Below are 17,951 nucleotides of genomic sequence, written 5' to 3'. Positions count from 1 at the left end.
CATCCAAACGCCGTTATACATAAGACGGATCGTTTCAACTCAAGGAGGAACATACATCGCATGACAGCATTAAACCAACAAATGATTTCGGAAGCAGCATCTTATATTCAAAGCAAAAGCTCCATCAAGCCGGAAGTCGGTTTGATTTTGGGTTCGGGTCTTGGTGTACTGGCAGAACTGATTGAAGATGGCGTAAGTATTGCTTATCAGGATATTCCTCATTTTCCAGTGTCCACAGTAGAAGGACATGAAGGTGAACTATTGGTTGGAACCATTAAAGGTCGTCCAGTTGTGATGATGAAAGGCCGCTTCCACATGTACGAAGGATATGGTCCGGAATTGACAGCTTTCCCTGTACGGGTTATGAAAGAACTGGGTGTAAGCAGCCTGCTTGTAACCAATGCTGCGGGCGGCGTGAATACGTCGTATGAAGCTGGAGACTTGATGCTGATCTCTGATCACTTAAATCTCACAGGTAAAAATCCACTGATCGGACCAAATGACGCTGCACTGGGCGTGCGTTTCCCGGATCTGTCCGAAGCATATAGCCGCCGTTTGCGTTCGCTGGCGAAGGATACGGCCGCTTCACAAGGTTTTAACGTACGTGAAGGGGTATACGCAGGTATGCTCGGTCCGAACTATGAGACACCAGCAGAGATCAGAATGTTGCGTACATTGGGCGCAGACGCAGTGGGCATGTCTACTGTATCTGAAGTGATCGTCGCACGCCACGCAGGCCTGGAAGTACTCGGTATTTCCTGTATCAGCAACATGGCTGCCGGAATTCTGGACCAGCCGTTGTCACATGATGAGGTGATGGAAACGACGGAACGTGTGCGTGAGTCGTTCCTGGCGCTGGTATTGGCGGTTATTCCACAAATGTAAGCAAGATTTGAGTAGATAGGGTTACCTCTTTAGATGAGAAATCATCGGGGGTAACCTTTTTTTGTTGTGATAAACGTACGGTTACTCATTCGTTGAGTGCAGTGTTTTTTTTGCTTTAACCACATTTTCAATAAAAGTTCGGGAAATCATGCTTTACATGGAATAATTTACTGGAAACGGGCCGACAATGATTAGCAGTACATGCATGGAACATGCAGTAAGCAAGTCATTTGAGGAGGTAACCTTGTGAAGAAAAGAATAATGGCATCGTTCATGACCCTTTGTATTCTGCTGTCCCTTATGGCATCAACAGCATTGGCTGAAGAAAAACCGAAGGCAGCAGGAGGAACTGATCTGGCCCCGTCGGCACGCTCTGCGATCTTAATGGATGCAGATACGGGAACGGTCATTTATGAGAAAAACAGTCATGATCAACTGCCTCCGGCGAGCATTACAAAAATTATGACAATGCTGCTTACGATCGAAGCGATCGACTCGGGCAAGCTGAAGCTGACGGACAAAGTAAGAACGAGCGAATATGCAGCTTCCATGGGCGGTTCGCAGATCTTTCTGGAGCCTGGGGAAGAAATGACGGTCGACGATATGTTAAAAGGGATTGCCATGGCATCAGGCAATGATGCCTCTGTTGCTATGGCCGAGAAGATTGCTGGCTCGGAAGAAGCTTTTGTACAGCTGATGAATGAGCGTGCGAAGGAGCTTGGCATGAAGGATACTCATTTTGCCAACTGTAACGGTCTGCCGGTCGATAATCATTATTCGTCTGCCCATGACATTGCTGTCATGAGCCGTGAACTGCTGAAGCATTCCGGGATTACAAAGTACACTGGTGCATATCAGGATTATCTTCGCAAAGATTCGGAAAAGCCATTCTGGCTAGTGAACACAAACAAGCTGGTTCGTTTTTATCAAGGGGCAGACGGTTTGAAAACAGGTTATACCTCCGAAGCGAAATTCTGCTTGTCTGCAACAGCGTCCAAGGATGGACTGCGTGTCGTTTCCGTGGTACTCGGTGAACCAAATACCAAAACACGGAACAGCGAAGTATCTTCGATGTTTGACTATGCGTTCAGTCAATATACGATGAAGGCGCTCTACAAGGCAGGGGATCTGCTGGGCAGTCTGAAAATTGAAAAAGGTGAAGTTGCCGAGTTGCCTCTGAATGCCACGCAAAATTATAGTGTGCTGATGCGCAAAGGAGCCAAATCCAATGACATCCGGCATGAATTGCTGGTCGCCAAAGAATTGAAAGCTCCGATCAAAGCCGGGCAAAGTATTGGTAAACTGGTGGTCTACCAGGGCAATGACGTGATTAAGGAGTTCGACATTCAGGCTCCGCAGGATGTGAATAAGGCTGGCTGGTGGAAGCTGTTCAAGCGGACAACGTCCAACCTGTTTGACTAAACGGCGATTTCTGCGAGTTGCACGTATCCTTCGAACATATTTTGTAGTTAAATAGGGGTTTTCTTCTAGTTTTGTCGGGGGGCAGGAAAAGCCTTCGGAAGCGTAGAAATCCTTGTTCTAAGACAGGGAGGAGAGTGAGCAAACGTGAACTTGCATGTGGAAATGGAACACCATCGCGGGATTCTGATTGTACGATTATCCGGGGAGCTGGATCACCATACAGCTGACATGGTACGGATGCAAATGGATGAAGCTATCCAGCGGAGACAAAGCGAGCATCTGGTACTCAGCCTGAAAGATCTGCAATTTATGGACAGTTCAGGTCTGGGTGTCATTTTGGGAAGATACAAGCTCATTAAGAATAAAGGTGGCAAGATGGTGGTCTGTGACGTCAATTCGCCAGTGTACCGTTTGCTGGAAATGTCGGGTCTGTTCAAGATTATGCCGATATACGAAAATGAGGGAACTGCTCTCTCAGGTCTGGAGGTCGTCTCATGAATGAAGGAACAGGGACAAATTTCATGAATCTGCAATTCGCGGCCAAGTCAGAGAATGAATCGTTTGCACGGGTAACCGTTGCTGCATTTATCTCCCAGCTTGATCCAACGATGGACGAGCTCAGTGACCTGAAGACGGTCATTTCGGAAGCCGTGACCAACAGTATCATCCACGGATACAACAATAACTCCGAGGGTGTTGTGTCTATCCAGGCCGAGATTCGGGAAGACATGATCACCATTATTGTGGAAGACCGCGGTGAAGGAATCGAAGATCTTGAACTGGCCAAGCAGCCACTATATACGTCCAAACCCGAACTTGAGCGGTCGGGCATGGGCTTCACCATTATGGAAAACTTTATGGATGAATTCGAAGTCAGCAGTGAGCCCGGCAGAGGCACCTCCATCAAGATGAAAAAAAGGATTGAATCCAAGAAAGCATTGTATAATTAGGGGTTGGTGTTCTTATGGATGCTGAAGTGAAACCATCTTCACAGACCTATTTGGACGATGCCGAGGTCAAACGGCTGATTGCGCTCAGTCAGTCGGGTGACCATGTCTCACGGGATACGCTGGTGAACTGCAACATCAGACTCGTCTGGTCCGTCGTACAGCGTTTTATGAACAGGGGATATGATCCGGAAGATCTGTTCCAGATTGGTTGTATCGGTCTGCTCAAGTCAGTAGACAAATTCGATCTCAGTTATGACGTGAAGTTCTCAACCTACGCGGTACCGATGATCATCGGAGAAATCCAGCGATTCCTGCGGGATGATGGTACCTTGAAGGTCAGTCGTTCACTGAAAGAGATGGCGAATAAAGTCCGCAAAAAAAGGGACGAACTGTCCAAACATCTGGATCGTTTACCAACGATTAAGGAAGTTGCCGCAGAGCTGGGGGTAACCCCGGAGGAAGTTGTATTTGCCCAGGAAGCGAACAAACCACCGACCTCCATCCATGAGACGGTATTTGAGAACGACGGTGATCCCATTACGTTAATGGATCAGATTGCCGACGAGTCTCAGGAACGTTGGTTTGACAAGCTGGCCCTGAACGAAGCCATCGGTGGTCTTAGTGAGCGGGAGCGGTTAATTGTTTATCTTCGGTATTACCGGGATCAGACCCAGTCCGAGGTTGCCAGCAGATTGGGAATATCTCAGGTGCAGGTATCACGTCTGGAGAAAAAAATACTGCAATCCATCCGCGACCAGATCGCGCAGTGATTCTGGGATTGCAACAACAATATTGGCGCTTATGCACCAATATACGACAACTAACAACCTTCTATCGCGCATTATGGCGAGGGAGGTTATTTGTTGTTAATACGGGAAGATCCTGAACGATTGGACTGCATGACCAGCATCATGCCAAGAATACATGCCATGCCAATCCATTGATAGAAGCCAAAAGGTTCATGGAGCCATATGACGGTTGTTCCAACAGCAGCAAGGGGCTCTGCACTCCCCAGCAGGCTAGTTTCCTTGGGTGTAAGACTTTTGAGACTCGCAATATAAAACCAAAAAGCAATCATGGTTCCAAAGAGGATCGTAAATATTAAATAACCGTAGGTTTCAAGCGTGATGCTAGCGAAATTCATTTTCCAGGGCGGGTGAATAAAACTCATTCCCAAACCACCGATGATCATAGCCCAGCCAACCACAACAAGTGAATCGAACTTTTTAATCAGTTGCACGGCATACAGCGTATAAAATGCAGCTGAAACCCCAGATAACAGGCCCCATATCACTGCGAGCGAGGAGACAGATAACCGCGTAAGTGAGCCATTCGTCAGCAGGAAAAAACACCCACCGAGAGCCAGAACAGCGCATGCAAGGTCATTGCGTGTGAGGACAGACTGCTTACGGAGTGCGATGTAAATCATGATCATGACCGGGGACAGGTACTGCAGGAGTGTAGCCACCGCTGAATTGCCGTGTTTAATGGATGCCATGTACGTATACTGAACGGCAAGCATGCCCACCAATCCAAAAATGATCAGCTGTCCAGCCGTTTTTTTATTTCTCCACACATCAAAAATCTGAAATCGTCCATTTGTAAACGATTGAATAACCAGTAATAGTAACCCAGCAATCAACAATCGTACAGTGACATACCAATTGACTTCAATTCCATCCAGTTGAAACAGTTTTTGAGATACTGTCCCCCCAATGCCCCAGCAGATGGCTCCCGTCAGAACGAGTATGATGCCTGAAATTTTGGATTTTGCAGAAGTTGTCATTCTTGTTCGCCTCACCTTAAATATAAGAATAGTGTTATATTAAGGAGAAATGAGGTACATTTATATCAATATTACACTTAAAAATATAACTATATTGAGATGAGGGCCATGCAGAAGATTGAATTTATCATTGATCAACATTTGAAAGAAATGACGCAACACCGTACCGATACATTATCTATAGCCTGTTATGAGACAACCATTGTTCAAAATGTTCACGGACATATTCCTCTCCACTGGCATGATGAATTGCAGTTTGTTGCCGTTCTTCAGGGTACGGCGTTGTTTCATATTAACGATCAAAAGATGATTTTGTCCAAAGGTGACGGGATTTTTATCAACAGTGGAGTAATGCATATGGCTGAGGATCGCGGTGTGAGCGAGAACTGCATTTATTTATGTCTGAATTTGTCCCCACATGTTATCATGCCTTCGGATTTGTATATAAAGTACGTACATCCATATGTTACGGCAACTAATTTGCCTTTTCTGTATATCGAAAGAGCTAACGCTTGGGGAGAACAGATCCTGGATGCTATTGCACGGATTAGAAAGGAGCTAGTGCACCAAGATCCTTTTTACGAAGTGAATGTTGCTTCTATGGTGTTGAATATTTGGAAACTGCTGATTATGAACGGATACTCTCTAAAACATGATCCATCAGAGATGAGCAGAAACAATCGAATGAAAGACATGTTGCAATGGATTAATCTCAATTATGCCGATCCAATTAAGCTGGAAGATATTGCAAAGTCCGGACAGTTAAGTCGATCAGAGACATGCCGTTATTTCAAGCAAATCCTGAAAACTACACCCATGCAATATGTGATAGAGTACCGCATCCAAAGAAGCATTGAACTATTGCAATCCTCCAAGCGTAGCATCACCGAAATTGCCTATGAGGTCGGTTTTAACAGCACAAGTTATTACATTAACCAATTCCGCAAAACAATGAATTCAACCCCTCTACGATTTAGAAGGGAATTGAACAAAAGAGAAAAAGAACATAATTGTTGAGTTATTGTTACATGATCCGTGACTATCTACCAATATCAAAAAAAGTCGCCCATACGGCGACTTTTTTGATATGTAAAATAATGCTTCACACTCCGTTACGCCTCAAACCCCCAAATTTCTAAAATTAATATCCCGAAGCTACCTTCACAAGTCATTAAATTCTTGAGCAAAATAACCCCAAAAGCTCATCGTCCAATTCCCTTCCTGCCTACTCCCAGCATATTTATTACAAACGTTTGGAAGCGGGAGGACGATGGGTAGCGGAGGGATGGAATCGGTCAAAAGGAGCGAAGCGTGAGGGCTTACCTAAGGATACACAAGCAACGCAGGCGGCAGATTAGACCTAAAGAAGCCAAGCCTTCGCCTTCGGCTCCAAATCTCTACAAAGTTGTAGTCAATGTTGTATTCAGAAGATAACTTCAGGAGTCATAGAATTTTGAGCCAAATAACCCCCAAAAGCTCTTCTTTGAATTCCCTTCCTGCCACCTCCCCAGCATATTTATTTCAAACGTTTGGAAACGGGAGGACGATGGGCAGCGGAGGGATGGAATCGGTCAAAAGGAGCGAAGCGGGCTTGCCTAATAATACACAAGCAACGCAGGCGGCAGATTAGACCTGAAGAAGCGAAGCGTTCGCCTTTGTCTCCAAATTTCTAACAGTTGTATTCTAAGATGCATGCAGAAGACAACTTCAAGAGTCATAGAATTTTGAGCAAAATAACCCCAAAATGCTCATCTTTTAAATTCCCTTCCTGCCTACTCCCCCAGCATATTTATTTCAATCGTTTGGAAACGGGAGGACGTAGGTAGCGGAGGGATGGAATCGGTCAAAAGGAGCGAAGCGTTCGCCTTTAGCACCGGATTTCCTCCTTGAAAAGGAGAGTTCAAGAAATCCGGGGATAACAGCGACCAATGACCGATCCATCCCGCAGCGCCAACTCACCCTTCCACCTTTTTTCCAACCCGTTTGTAATAAATTTGCACATTCTTCAAATACTAACCTAAATTACGCAGTAAAGGAGTGCTATGGATGTCCCAGACACCCACTCCAATGGTCTATATTCGTCTGCGCAGCCGTATTCGCATCCAGAGGGGCAGAGCAGTCAAGCTTGGAGACATTGCACATGTACTGACCTCATCTGAAGACCAGGAGGGCAGGCTACTGGAGCTTGAACTGCTGCGCCCTGGACCGGAGGATGGCAATCTGATCCTCATTGATATATTGCAGATTATTCCCCGAATTCGGCACATCTTGCCGGAGGTAACTGTGGAACTGATGGGATCAGGTCATACGTTGGTTGAAGTCATTGCGGGAAATGGTCAACCTTCCAAGTCCCTATTCATTCTGGTTTGGCTGCTGCTGTTCTTTGGATCAGCCTTAACCATCATGAATTTTCATGCCGATGTGAACATGCAGGAAGTACAGATTCGTATTGTGGAGATGCTTACTGGGCATCGGGACGAACATCCCTATTTGTTCCAAGTGGCGTATTCCATTGGCATTGGATTCGGAATGGCAGTATTTTTTAATCATTTGTTCAAGAAAAAGTGGAATGAGGAACCTACCCCGCTAGAAGTGGAGATGTTTCTATACCAGCAAAATGTAGATAAATATGTGGTGATTGAAGAGAGCGAACGGATGCATGAGCAGGAACGCAGGGAGATGAATGCGGATGAGCGTTCTTAATGGAGCAATCAGCATTGTATTGGGTATTGCAGGGGGAATTGCCGTAGGGAGCGGCGTAATTGCGCTCATTCTGGTGCTCGATATGATCCCAAGGTTGGCTCAACTTACGCAATCGTATGACAGGACTCACTGGTACGAAGGGGCGCTAATAGGTGGTTCACTGCTCGGGACCGTGGCGGACTTCTGGCACTGGAAAATGCATGGGGTGCTGCTGCTCAGCCCGATTGTTGGTTTGTTCTGTGGCGTGTTCATCGGCCTGCTGGCCGCGGCGCTCACTGAGGTACTCAATGTACTGCCCGTATTAGCCAAACGATTGGGCATGAAACCTTATTTGTTTGGATTACTGCTCGCCATGATTTTGGGCAAAATGACAGGTTCCCTGTTTGATTTTTTTATATATCAGCGGTAACTCGTGGCCATAGGAGGATGGAAGATGGATGAACGAACGGAGCACACAGGCCAGGAAAATAGTGAAGGTATAACGGAAGAGATGTTACACAAGTCTGCTTATGAGATTCAGAAGGAAGAAGAGGAGAAAGCGTACAATAAGAAAAAACAAAATGAGATGTCCGACAGCATTGAGGAATCCGTACAATATTGGCAGGAAAACGATGATATCTCCCCACGCATGAGTGAGAACAAATATACGCTGCAACAGGTACTGGGGCTTGGAGAATCGTTCGACGTGAATATGAGGGAAATGGTCCTGGGGGGCAAGCACGTTGGATTGCTGATGATCACGGGCTTTGCCAAGGATGAGATTTTGCTTGAAGTATTGAAAAGACTGACCTATCTCACGCCAGATGACGTGTCCGGACATGCTCTCAAATCCTATTTTGAATGTTACATTCCCCATATTCAGGTGGAAAAAGTCGACAAGATGAGTGCGGTCATCAACAAGGTTCTTACCGGGATGAGCGCAATGTTCGTTGAAGGGGACCGCTCGGTCTTAATTATGGATACCCGGAGTTATCCGGTACGTTCACCCGAAGAACCTTCATTGGAAAGGGTAGTCCGAGGTTCCAGAGACGGCTTTACCGAAACACTCCTGACCAATGTAACCCTGGTGCGCCGCAGAATACGCGACCCAGGACTGAAATTCGAAATTATGCAGGTGGGGCGGAGAACACAAACCGATGTCTGTGTGGTGTATATTGACGATATTGTGGATAAAGTGCAGGTAGATTCCGTTCGTGAAAAAATACAGCGAGTGGATATCGATGGTATTCCCGCAGCCGACAAGCAGCTGGAGGAAGCGATTATCAACAAGGGTTGGAATCCGTTCCCGCTCGTTCGTTATTCGGAACGACCAGATGTTACAGCTTCCCATTTACTGGAAGGGAGAGTTGTCATTTTTGTAGACACTTCCCCAAGTGTGATGATTTTGCCTACGACCTTCTTCGATCTGTGTGAACATGCGGAGGAGAACAGACAGACGGCATTGATGGGGACGTATTTACGATGGGTGCGTTTTGCAGGGATTCTCATATCGTTGTTTTTGCTACCACTATGGCTTCTCATGGTTATTGACCCTTCGATTAAACCGATGGGGCTCGACTTCATTGGTCCGCAGGAGAATGTAAAGCTGCCACTGATTCTACAGTTTCTACTGATCGAACTGGGCGTCGATTTATTACGGATGGCAGCGGTCCATACGCCTACACCTCTGGCATCGGCTATGGGCTTGATCGCGGCAATTCTAGTCGGGGATATCGCCGTCAAAACAGGATATTTTGTCAATGAAGTTGTACTCTATATGGCTATCGCAGCCATCGGTATGTTTGCTACGCCGAGTTACGAGCTTGGACTTGCCAACAGGCTAGTCAGGTTGGTTCTGTTAATTGCTGTTGCGATATTCAAGGTTCCGGGATTGGTCGTGGGCTGTACCTTGCTCATATTGGCCCTTACCGTTCACCGGTCGTACAATTCTTCGTATCTCTGGCCTTTTATACCGTTTAATGCAAAAGCCCTGGGCAATTTTTTATTCCGGCTACCGTTGCTGGAAAATAAAAAACGTCCATCATTTAATAAAACCCGTGATAACACCAAAATGTCCGATGATCCGGACGGGGAACTGCGAAAAAGTAAAAAACACAAATGATCTTCCGAAAAATCCATTCATCTCGCTGTCTAATTTGATATACTGGTGTAAAATCATTGGAATATCAATTGTTCCAGTATATAAAAAGTGAGGAATGCAGATTATGTATTTACATGGTACAAGTAAAATAAATGCGCAAGGACATCTGGAGATTGGCGGAGTTGATGCAACAGATCTGAAAGAACAATTTGGAACTCCCCTGTATGTTGTGGACGAGCAATTGGTTCGCGAGCGTTGCAGAGAGTACATGGAAGCATTCCGTGCTTCCGGACTGGGCTTCCAGGTTGCTTACGCAAGTAAAGCATTCTGTGTAATGGCGATGTGTGCCCTTGCAGCAGAAGAAGGACTTTCCCTGGATGTTGTATCTGATGGTGAACTGTTTACTGCACTGCAAGCAGGATTCCCAGCTGAGCGCATTCACTTCCACGGTAACAACAAAACGTTGGAAGAGATCGAAATGGCTCTTGATGCGGAGATCGGATGTTTTGTTGTTGATAACTTCAATGAATTGCATCTGTTGCAGGCTGTAGCAGCGGACAAAAATCGTAAAGTGAACATTTTGCTTCGTGTGACGCCTGGTGTTGAGGCACATACGCATGAATATATTTCCACAGGTCAAACGGATTCGAAATTTGGATTCGATATCGGCAATGGTACAGCATTTGAAGCGATTGACTTGGCTTCCAAGCAGTCCAACCTGGTATTGCTCGGTGTGCATTCCCACATTGGTTCCCAGATCTTCGAAGTTGAAGGCTTCCAGATGGCTGTTCAACGTGTTGCTGAATTTGCAGCAAGTGTATATGAGCGTCTTAATGTTGCTTTCAAAGTGGTTAACCTGGGTGGTGGATTCGGAATCCGTTATATCGATGGAGATACGCCGCTTGAAGTTGCGCAATACGTGAAGGCTATTACAGATGCCGTTAAAAATCATTTTGCTCAAATCGGCTATGCCGTACCTGAGATCTGGGTTGAACCAGGCCGCAGCATCGTGGGTGAAGCGGGAACAACGCTGTATACCGTTGGAACAAGCAAAGACATTCCAGGCGTGCGTAAATACGTTGCCGTGGATGGTGGTATGACTGATAACCCACGCCCTGCTTTGTATGAATCCAAGTACGAAGCTGTGCTTGCCAATCGTGCAAATGAGGCTGCTCAGGAAACGGTATCTGTTGCGGGTAAATGCTGCGAGAGTGGCGATATGTTGATCTGGGATCTGGACCTGCCAAAAGTGGAAAGCGGCGATCTGCTCGCTGTAGCTTGCACAGGCGCGTATAACTACTCCATGGCGAGCAACTACAACCGGATTCGTCGTCCGGCAGTTGTATTTGTCAAAGACGGTCAAGGAGATGTCGTGGTACGCCGTGAGACGTATCAAGATATCATCCAGAATGACCTGGTACCTGCACGTATTGGCAAACAGCCAGTGACTCGCTAATTCGTCAAAAGATAATGCGGTTCTGCATTATTCAAGATATAGGGATTTTGCAGTTGAAGCAGATGAAAAGGAACCTTCCTTTTTCGTCTGCTTTTTGCGTATTTGAGCTAAATCATGAAAAAAGTTGTCGTTTTTTTTGCGATCCAGACATTTTCGGTGTACACTAAGAAAAGTGCTGTAATGCTTGGCCCAGGGTCATGCGTTCTGGCACAATTAACGATGGTCAATACGAAAGGAGTCATTTACATATGGCGAAACAAGCGAAAATTAAATTGGCAAACGGCGGAGAAGTTTTGATCGATCTGTTCGATCAAGAAGCTCCAAACACAGTAGCAAACTTTGAGAAACTGGCTAACTCCGGTTTCTACAATGGTCTTACATTCCACCGCGTTATCCCGGGCTTTGTAGCTCAAGGCGGATGCCCTAACGGTAGCGGTGCAGGTGGCCCAGGTTACACAATCAACTGTGAAATTAACCCAAACAAACATGAGCGCGGAACACTTGCTATGGCACATGCTGGCCGTAACACAGGTGGAAGCCAGTTCTACATCTGCTACCAACCGCAACCACATTTGGATGGACAACATACTGTATTTGGTAAAGTAACTAAAGGTATGGAGTTCGTGGACGCTTTGGAAGGTAAAGACAAAATGGAAACTGTTGAAGTTGTAGAAGCTTAATACCTTCACCTTAACTAGATCCAAACATGAAGTGCTTCTTTTAAAGAAGCACTTTTTTTATTTTATGGCTTTAGCCAGTTGAGTGCGTGAAACGCGCGAAACAAAAAAACCACCCGCTATGCGGGTGGAGGGATCAAGGGTTTGACCACCAAGACCATTCCGATAAAATTGAGATGTTCAGGCTCAAAGAAAGGAATGGTCTTAGATGGCAAACAAGAGCTATAGCCTAGCTCACACAAAGTGGATGTGCAAATACCACATTGTATTCACCCCGAAGTATAGACGGAAAGAAATCTATAATCAAGTGAGAAAAGACTTAATCGAAATTTTTAGACGTCTGTGTAAGTACAAGGGAGTAGAAATTATAGAAGGTCATATGATGCCCGATCATGTTCACATGTTGGTAGCGATTCCACCGAAAATAGCTGTCTCAACGTTCATGGGATATCTAAAGGGAAAAAGTTCGTTAATGATATTCGAGAAGCATGCCCAGCTCAAGTATAAATACGGCAATCGAAAGTTTTGGGCAGAAGGGTACTATGTGAGTACAGTGGGTCTAAATGAAGCAACGGTAAGAAAGTATATTCGTGAACAAGAAGCACATGATCAAGCGTTAGATAAGCTGAGTGTAAAAGAATACGAAGATCCATTCAGCAGTAATCGGACCAAAAAGAAGTAAAACCAGTTTAACTGGTGAGTGAAAGTGACAAATAACACTGAGCCTGAACAGCCCTGCTGTCAGGCTAGCGTCTTTAGGCGCAGTTTGGCAACAGGGGGTTATACCCCAAGAGCAAACCACCCGTTGGACGGGTGGTCCTGATTTTTTTACATACTTGAAATCGATGATTAGAAAGGATGAATAAAACCTTGGATATGGTTACTCAGCTAAGCTTGTTAAAACTAATTTATAGTGAGCGCACGTTGTGGGATGAAGAACTGCAGGCATCGCGGCATGTCGTTCCGGATAGTCTATCCGTAAAGGATCGAGAAGCGCTTGAGGCAGCCGGGCATGAACCGAATCGATTTGTACGTCCGCAACATGATGAAACGATTACTGAGCTGAAAAAAGTTGCAAATCAATGGACGATCAATGATGCAGCGCAGGCCTTTGTATCCTCTTTGTGGTCAGCACCCATGATTTGGCGCTCGTTGCTTACAAGCAAGCTTATTGCGAGCAGTATGCCAAGTCATGAACATACGCCATATCCATCTTCGAACACTTGTAAGATCTGCGGATTAAGTGTAGATCAAGCAATCGACACGACGCTGCAATGGTATTGGCGGATGACCAATGGAACCCCGTTGGACGGTGATCCTTTTGGAAGCGTGTTGGCACTTCGAGAACTGGCTACCGCGAAGGAGATTCCAATACCCAATGATTACGACCGCTGGACATTCCGTGCGGTGTTAACGGTGCTCCGCGAGTTACCTCCCAAAACACGTTACAGCAAGGCAGCAGTAGCGCTCAAGAAGGAACGTCTTTTGCCTACACAGAAGGAATATGTCTACCGTGATTTGCTTGAGACGTTAGCTCTGATTGGCATACTGGATACGCCGGAGCATCCTGGTATGATCACGGAATTTACCTCTTATATGCAACGTGACGCACGCCCCAATGTGCGGGTTGAAGTGCAGGCCCCTCTGGCGTGGTGGGATTCATCTGTCGGAATTAATGAGAACAACCTGAACAAAATATTTCAAGATTTTGATCTGAATAATATATCTCTTGCGGATAAGCCTGATGAGAGTCCAGCAGTAAAGGACACGATCTTAGGTGCATTGGAGAAGAAGAGAAGTGTTCGCGGAAAAGTGCCAAAGGCATCTCCTGATGCAGGTACCGGGGAGGTACAGTCTGGCGATGTGTATGCTGTTCGGGTCCGGGAAGGTGTATGGGTGACAGTATATTGTCACGAAGTCAGAGACAAGCGCGTCATCGTCGAATATCTGGATGGTGTCTTTCCAGAGATGCCGGGAAAAGCAGATTTGCATGGGACGTTTCGACCGAGAGCGAATGGACGCTGGAAATGCTCGGCTATTGCGATTGATTCCACAAGTTGGGTCAGAAGGGTGGCAAGAGAGTTCCCGCTTCCGACTTCGCCCCTGCAAGAACCTGACCGCATTCCATTTCATAATGCCAAAGAATTAAAGCATATGGCGAGCTGGTGTTTTCCTGATATGTAGAATGATACGATGGATGTGAAAATGTGCCTCCAAGCAAAAACCGTACCTCCTGAGAGGAAGCGGTTTTTTGTTGTTTCTTAGCTTATTAAAAGTTAGTATGTGACAAAAAGGAACAAAAAACAATTGATTTTTTGGCATTAAAGTGCTAACATCCAAGTAATAACGAAAGCAATCCTTCAGGGCAGGGTGCAATTCCCTACCGGCGGTGATGCAGGAAGTGTAAGGACCTATGTGTCCAGCACTTGATGCAAAGTCCGTGACCTGTCTGCCATTGGCAGATGGCTGATCTGGTGTAATTCCAGAACCGACAGTATAGTCTGGATGGGAGAAGGAGAGGTGCAGACCTAACAGGTTAGCATTCAGCAGGAGTATTGCTGCACGGTCACGATGTGTGATGTCTTGCACTGTGCAGGGAAGATCCGGTTACGCCGGACAGTTCCATACATATGCCGCACTATAAAAGCTCTTTACCTGTAATTGATGTTCATTAAGGTATGTGTCTATTTTCACTTGCCCGAAATGAAGTTTTGGGCAAAGTGTTGGCGTGCTGTATCCATTTCACTCCTGCTGTTGACATTTGTCTCTCATCATCCCCATCGAACTGATTGTTCGACGGGGATTTTTTAATAAACAAGACTTTAAACCGCGGGGTGAACGGATTTGGAAATGATCAATGATGAATTTTATATGGCACTGGCATTGGATATGGCGGAACGAGCACAGGGACAGACGGGGATCAATCCGGTCGTTGGATGTGTAGTTGTGAAAGAAGGTCGTATTGTAGGCCTGGGGAGCCATCTGAAACGTGGAACCGGTCATGCAGAGGTGCATGCACTTAACATGGCAGGCAGTGATGCAGAAGGAAGTACGGTATACGTTACACTTGAGCCTTGTAGTCATTATGGCAAGACGCCACCTTGTAGTGAACGCCTGATTCATGAAAAGGTGAAACGTGTTGTGGTATGTTGTGAAGATCCAAATCCGCAAGTATCCGGCAGAGGCATAAGCATGCTTCGTCAACAAGGCATTGAAGTTGAAGTTGGCGTACTGCGTGAGCGTGGAAGACGCATGAATGAAAAATTCATTAAATTTATTACAACGGGTCTACCTTTTGTGACACTGAAGACAGCTACAACTTTGGATGGGAAAATTGCTACTCGCAGCGGAGACAGCAAGTGGATCTCGAACGAGCCTGCTCGTGAGATTGTGCATGCCCTTCGTCATCGTCACCAGGGAATTATGGTTGGCGTGGACACAGTGATTGCCGATAATCCAGAACTTACAACCCGTTTGCAAGTCGAAGGCATTAGTCCGGTGCGCATTGTGGTGGATTCCAAGTTACGTCTTCCCGTAGGTGCCAAAATGGTTAAGGATGGTCTTGCTCCAACATGGGTGCTAACAACAGACGAAGCCAGTCCTGAAGCTGCTGAACGTTTGGAAGCCTACGGCGTCGAAATTATACGCTGTGGTCCTGGACCACGTGTGGATCTGTTAAACGGACTTAGCAAGTTGGGTGAGCGTGACATTGGTTCAATTTTGCTTGAAGGTGGAGGTACCTTGAATGGAGCCATGCTGGAGGCAAGGTTGGTCGATCGACTGCTGATGTTTATCGCTCCGAAGATTGTAGGCGGTTATGATACACCTGGAAGCTTCCGCTTCGAAGGTGTGGAACGTATGAATCAGGCGATTCAATTGAATCAGTTGGAGATCGAACAAGTTGGAGATAATATCAGCATTGGTGGTATTCCGGTGTGGCCTGAATAAATAAATGGATTTGAAAGTAGAAAGTTAGGTTTTTTATAACTTGAAAAAGGGAGGCGGCAGCATGTTTACCGGTTTGGTGGAAGAAGTCGGTCAGATCCGGCGTATTGGTCGGAAAGGCGAAGCGATGGTCCTGAATATCGGAGCTTCCGCCATCATGGACGATCTGAAGATTGGTGATAGTGTAGCAGTGAACGGCGTGTGTTTAACTGCGACAACACTCGAAGGTGGAGGTTTTACCGCCGATGTAATGCCTGAAACCTATCGCCATACCAATCTCAGGCAGCTGCAATCTGGCAGTAAAGTTAATCTGGAGCGGGCCATGCAATCAGGCGGTCGTTTTGGCGGACATATCGTTCAGGGTCATGTCGATGGTACTGGAGTGATTGGCAGTATAACACGTGATCAGAATGCAATTGTGTTTGAGATCAAGCCTGATGATCACCAGTTGTTCAAATATCTGATCCCCAAAGGATCGGTTACACTGGATGGCATTAGTTTGACCGTTGTCCATACGTCGGATACGGCATTCACGGTTTCCATTATCCCGCATACCATTGGTGAAACTGTACTAAATGTGAAAAAGACAGGGGATACCATTAATATCGAATGCGATATTTTGGGCAAATATGTGGATCATCTGCTCCAGTATGGGAGAGGACATCGGGAGATGGGTGCTGGCAAGCCGCGCAGTATCAGTGAAGATTTTCTCGCCAATCACGGATTTGCATAAATAGAGAACAGAAATTAACTGGAGGTGGGCCAATGTCAGAACAATCCATTCTGGACACAATAGAAGAAGCCATATATGATCTCATGCGTGGTAAACCCGTCATTGTTGTGGATGATGAAGATCGGGAGAATGAAGGCGATTTTATCGCTTTGGCCGAAAAGGCGACACCTGAAGTCATTAATTTCATGATTACTGAAGGTAGAGGTCTGGTCTGTGTTCCGATTACACAACAACGTGCGGACGAACTTAACCTGAAACCAATGGTTCAACAAAATACGGATTTCCATGGAACAGCTTTCACCGTTTCTGTGGACCACAAAGATACGACAACAGGTATCTCGGCACATGAACGTTCTATTACTGTGAAAGGTCTGATTGATCCTGAGGCGAAAGCCGGGGACTTCCGTAAGCCTGGTCACATGTTCCCGTTGATTGCAAAAGACGGCGGTGTACTTCGGCGTGCCGGACATACGGAAGCTGCAGTAGATCTTGCTATCATGTGTGGTTCCTACCCTGCTGGCGTTATCTGTGAAGTGATTAAGGAAGATGGCACAATGGCCAGACTTCCGGATCTGCAGGAGATTGCCCGCAAACATGATCTGAAGCTGATCAGTATTCAGGACATGATTCGTTACCGTAACGAAAAAGAACAGCTGGTTCAACGTGAAGTGGCTGTGCGTATGCCAACAGACTTTGGTGAGTTTCAAGCGGTGGCTTATACAAATGCTGTGGACAATAAGGAACATGTGGCTTTGGTCAAAGGAGAAATTGATGGTTCGAAACCTGTGCTTGTACGTGTGCACTCTGAATGTTTGACAGGTGATGTATTCCATTCGCATCGTTGTGACTGTGGTCCGCAGTTTGATGCGGCACTCAAACAGATTCACGAGGAAGGCAATGGCGTACTGTTATATATGAGACAGGAAGGTCGGGGGATTGGGCTGATTAACAAGCTCAAAGCCTATAAGCTGCAAGAGGAAGGTATGGATACTGTTGACGCAAACCTGAGTTTGGGTTTTGCTGCCGACTTGCGTGATTACGGAATTGGCGCTCAAATTCTAAAAGACCTTGGAGTTCGTCAGATCAGACTGTTAACTAACAACCCTCGTAAAATTAAAGGCCTTGAAGGATATGGACTTGAAGTGGTAGAGCGTGTCGCGATCCAGATGGAGGAGAACGAGGACAATACGGTGTATCTTCACACCAAGCAAGCCAAGTTGGGGCATATGCTCAAGTTTGATGATATCGAGCAGAACGAAGAGTAAATAATTTTAGATGAATAACGTTCACCATGTAATTTATGGAAGAGATTGA

At 46.0% G+C, this 17,951-nt stretch carries 17 protein-coding genes and 1 riboswitch; of the genes, 16 read left to right on the top strand and 1 reads right to left on the bottom strand.

Annotated elements, in window-relative coordinates; translation table 11 throughout:
* Nucleotides 1-60: 60 nt before the first annotated feature.
* The 5 genes from MHB43_RS20980 to sigF all read left to right on the top strand — a co-directional run bounded on the left by MHB43_RS20980 (nt 61) and on the right by sigF (nt 4,027).
* A complete protein-coding gene (locus tag MHB43_RS20980) occupies nt 61-885 on the top strand; it encodes a purine-nucleoside phosphorylase (protein WP_221822088.1) in 825 nt (274 codons plus the stop codon).
* 246 nt (nt 886-1,131) lie between these two features.
* Nucleotides 1,132-2,307 (top strand): D-alanyl-D-alanine carboxypeptidase family protein, encoded by a 1,176-nt coding sequence (locus MHB43_RS20975; RefSeq protein ID WP_405117922.1) that lies wholly within the window; start codon nt 1,132-1,134, stop codon nt 2,305-2,307.
* Nucleotides 2,308-2,451: 144 nt separating this feature from the next.
* Nucleotides 2,452-2,805, top strand: coding sequence for an anti-sigma F factor antagonist (gene spoIIAA, locus MHB43_RS20970; RefSeq protein ID WP_017687636.1), 354 nt, complete (start codon nt 2,452-2,454; stop codon nt 2,803-2,805).
* The gene (gene spoIIAB / locus MHB43_RS20965) at nt 2,802-3,257 is read left to right on the top strand and encodes an anti-sigma F factor (protein ID WP_036672324.1); all 456 of its coding nucleotides are present in this window, start codon (nt 2,802-2,804) and stop codon (nt 3,255-3,257) included. Before spoIIAA ends, spoIIAB begins: the two co-directional genes overlap by 4 nt.
* 14 nt (nt 3,258-3,271) lie before the next feature.
* Complete coding sequence (sigF, locus tag MHB43_RS20960; RefSeq protein WP_036607856.1) at nt 3,272-4,027, top strand: RNA polymerase sporulation sigma factor SigF; 756 nt, start codon at nt 3,272-3,274, stop codon at nt 4,025-4,027.
* An 86-nt stretch (nt 4,028-4,113) separates the two neighbouring features.
* Here sigF and MHB43_RS20955 read toward each other — a convergent pair whose 3' ends face one another.
* Nucleotides 4,114-5,043: a DMT family transporter gene (locus tag MHB43_RS20955; protein ID WP_405117921.1), complete on the bottom strand. Its 930-nt coding sequence runs from the start codon at nt 5,041-5,043 to the stop codon at nt 4,114-4,116.
* A 108-nt stretch (nt 5,044-5,151) separates the two neighbouring features.
* Here MHB43_RS20955 and MHB43_RS20950 point away from each other — a divergent pair, with 108 nt between their 5' ends.
* From MHB43_RS20950 to MHB43_RS20900, 11 genes are all read left to right on the top strand, one after another.
* The gene (locus tag MHB43_RS20950) at nt 5,152-6,060 is read left to right on the top strand and encodes a helix-turn-helix domain-containing protein (protein WP_405117920.1); all 909 of its coding nucleotides are present in this window, start codon (nt 5,152-5,154) and stop codon (nt 6,058-6,060) included.
* A gap of 1,029 nt (nt 6,061-7,089) precedes the next feature.
* On the top strand, nt 7,090-7,746 hold the full coding sequence (locus MHB43_RS20945; RefSeq protein ID WP_076215849.1) for a stage V sporulation protein AA: 657 nt from the start codon (nt 7,090-7,092) through the stop codon (nt 7,744-7,746).
* A complete protein-coding gene (locus MHB43_RS20940) occupies nt 7,727-8,155 on the top strand; it encodes a stage V sporulation protein AB (protein ID WP_221822086.1) in 429 nt (142 codons plus the stop codon). The genes MHB43_RS20945 and MHB43_RS20940 overlap by 20 nt, the downstream gene beginning before the upstream one ends.
* A 24-nt stretch (nt 8,156-8,179) precedes the next feature.
* On the top strand, nt 8,180-9,847 hold the full coding sequence (locus MHB43_RS20935) for a spore germination protein (protein ID WP_221822084.1): 1,668 nt from the start codon (nt 8,180-8,182) through the stop codon (nt 9,845-9,847).
* 103 nt (nt 9,848-9,950) lie between these two features.
* The gene (lysA, locus tag MHB43_RS20930) at nt 9,951-11,282 is read left to right on the top strand and encodes a diaminopimelate decarboxylase (RefSeq protein ID WP_017687645.1); all 1,332 of its coding nucleotides are present in this window, start codon (nt 9,951-9,953) and stop codon (nt 11,280-11,282) included.
* A gap of 248 nt (nt 11,283-11,530) precedes the next feature.
* On the top strand, nt 11,531-11,962 hold the full coding sequence (locus MHB43_RS20925; RefSeq protein ID WP_017687646.1) for a peptidylprolyl isomerase: 432 nt from the start codon (nt 11,531-11,533) through the stop codon (nt 11,960-11,962).
* A 205-nt stretch (nt 11,963-12,167) separates the two neighbouring features.
* A complete protein-coding gene (tnpA, locus tag MHB43_RS20920) occupies nt 12,168-12,641 on the top strand; it encodes an IS200/IS605 family transposase (RefSeq protein ID WP_405117919.1) in 474 nt (157 codons plus the stop codon).
* Between the two features lie 194 nt (nt 12,642-12,835).
* Nucleotides 12,836-14,143, top strand: coding sequence for a hypothetical protein (locus MHB43_RS20915; protein ID WP_405132456.1), 1,308 nt, complete (start codon nt 12,836-12,838; stop codon nt 14,141-14,143).
* 168 nt (nt 14,144-14,311) lie between these two features.
* Nucleotides 14,312-14,480, top strand: a riboswitch (FMN riboswitch).
* A 323-nt stretch (nt 14,481-14,803) separates the two neighbouring features.
* A complete protein-coding gene (gene ribD / locus MHB43_RS20910) occupies nt 14,804-15,907 on the top strand; it encodes a bifunctional diaminohydroxyphosphoribosylaminopyrimidine deaminase/5-amino-6-(5-phosphoribosylamino)uracil reductase RibD (protein WP_036607842.1) in 1,104 nt (367 codons plus the stop codon).
* 61 nt (nt 15,908-15,968) lie between these two features.
* Nucleotides 15,969-16,637, top strand: coding sequence for a riboflavin synthase (gene ribE, locus MHB43_RS20905; RefSeq protein WP_405117918.1), 669 nt, complete (start codon nt 15,969-15,971; stop codon nt 16,635-16,637).
* Nucleotides 16,638-16,669: 32 nt separating this feature from the next.
* A complete protein-coding gene (locus MHB43_RS20900; protein ID WP_076215865.1) occupies nt 16,670-17,902 on the top strand; it encodes a bifunctional 3,4-dihydroxy-2-butanone-4-phosphate synthase/GTP cyclohydrolase II in 1,233 nt (410 codons plus the stop codon).
* Nucleotides 17,903-17,951 lie beyond the last annotated feature (49 nt).

The sequence above is a fragment of the Paenibacillus sp. FSL H8-0317 genome, assembly GCF_045040685.1.
Lineage (GTDB): Bacteria > Bacillota > Bacilli > Paenibacillales > Paenibacillaceae > Paenibacillus.
The sequence above is the reverse complement of the archived record's forward strand: the minus strand, read 5'-3'. Positions and strand labels throughout refer to the sequence as shown.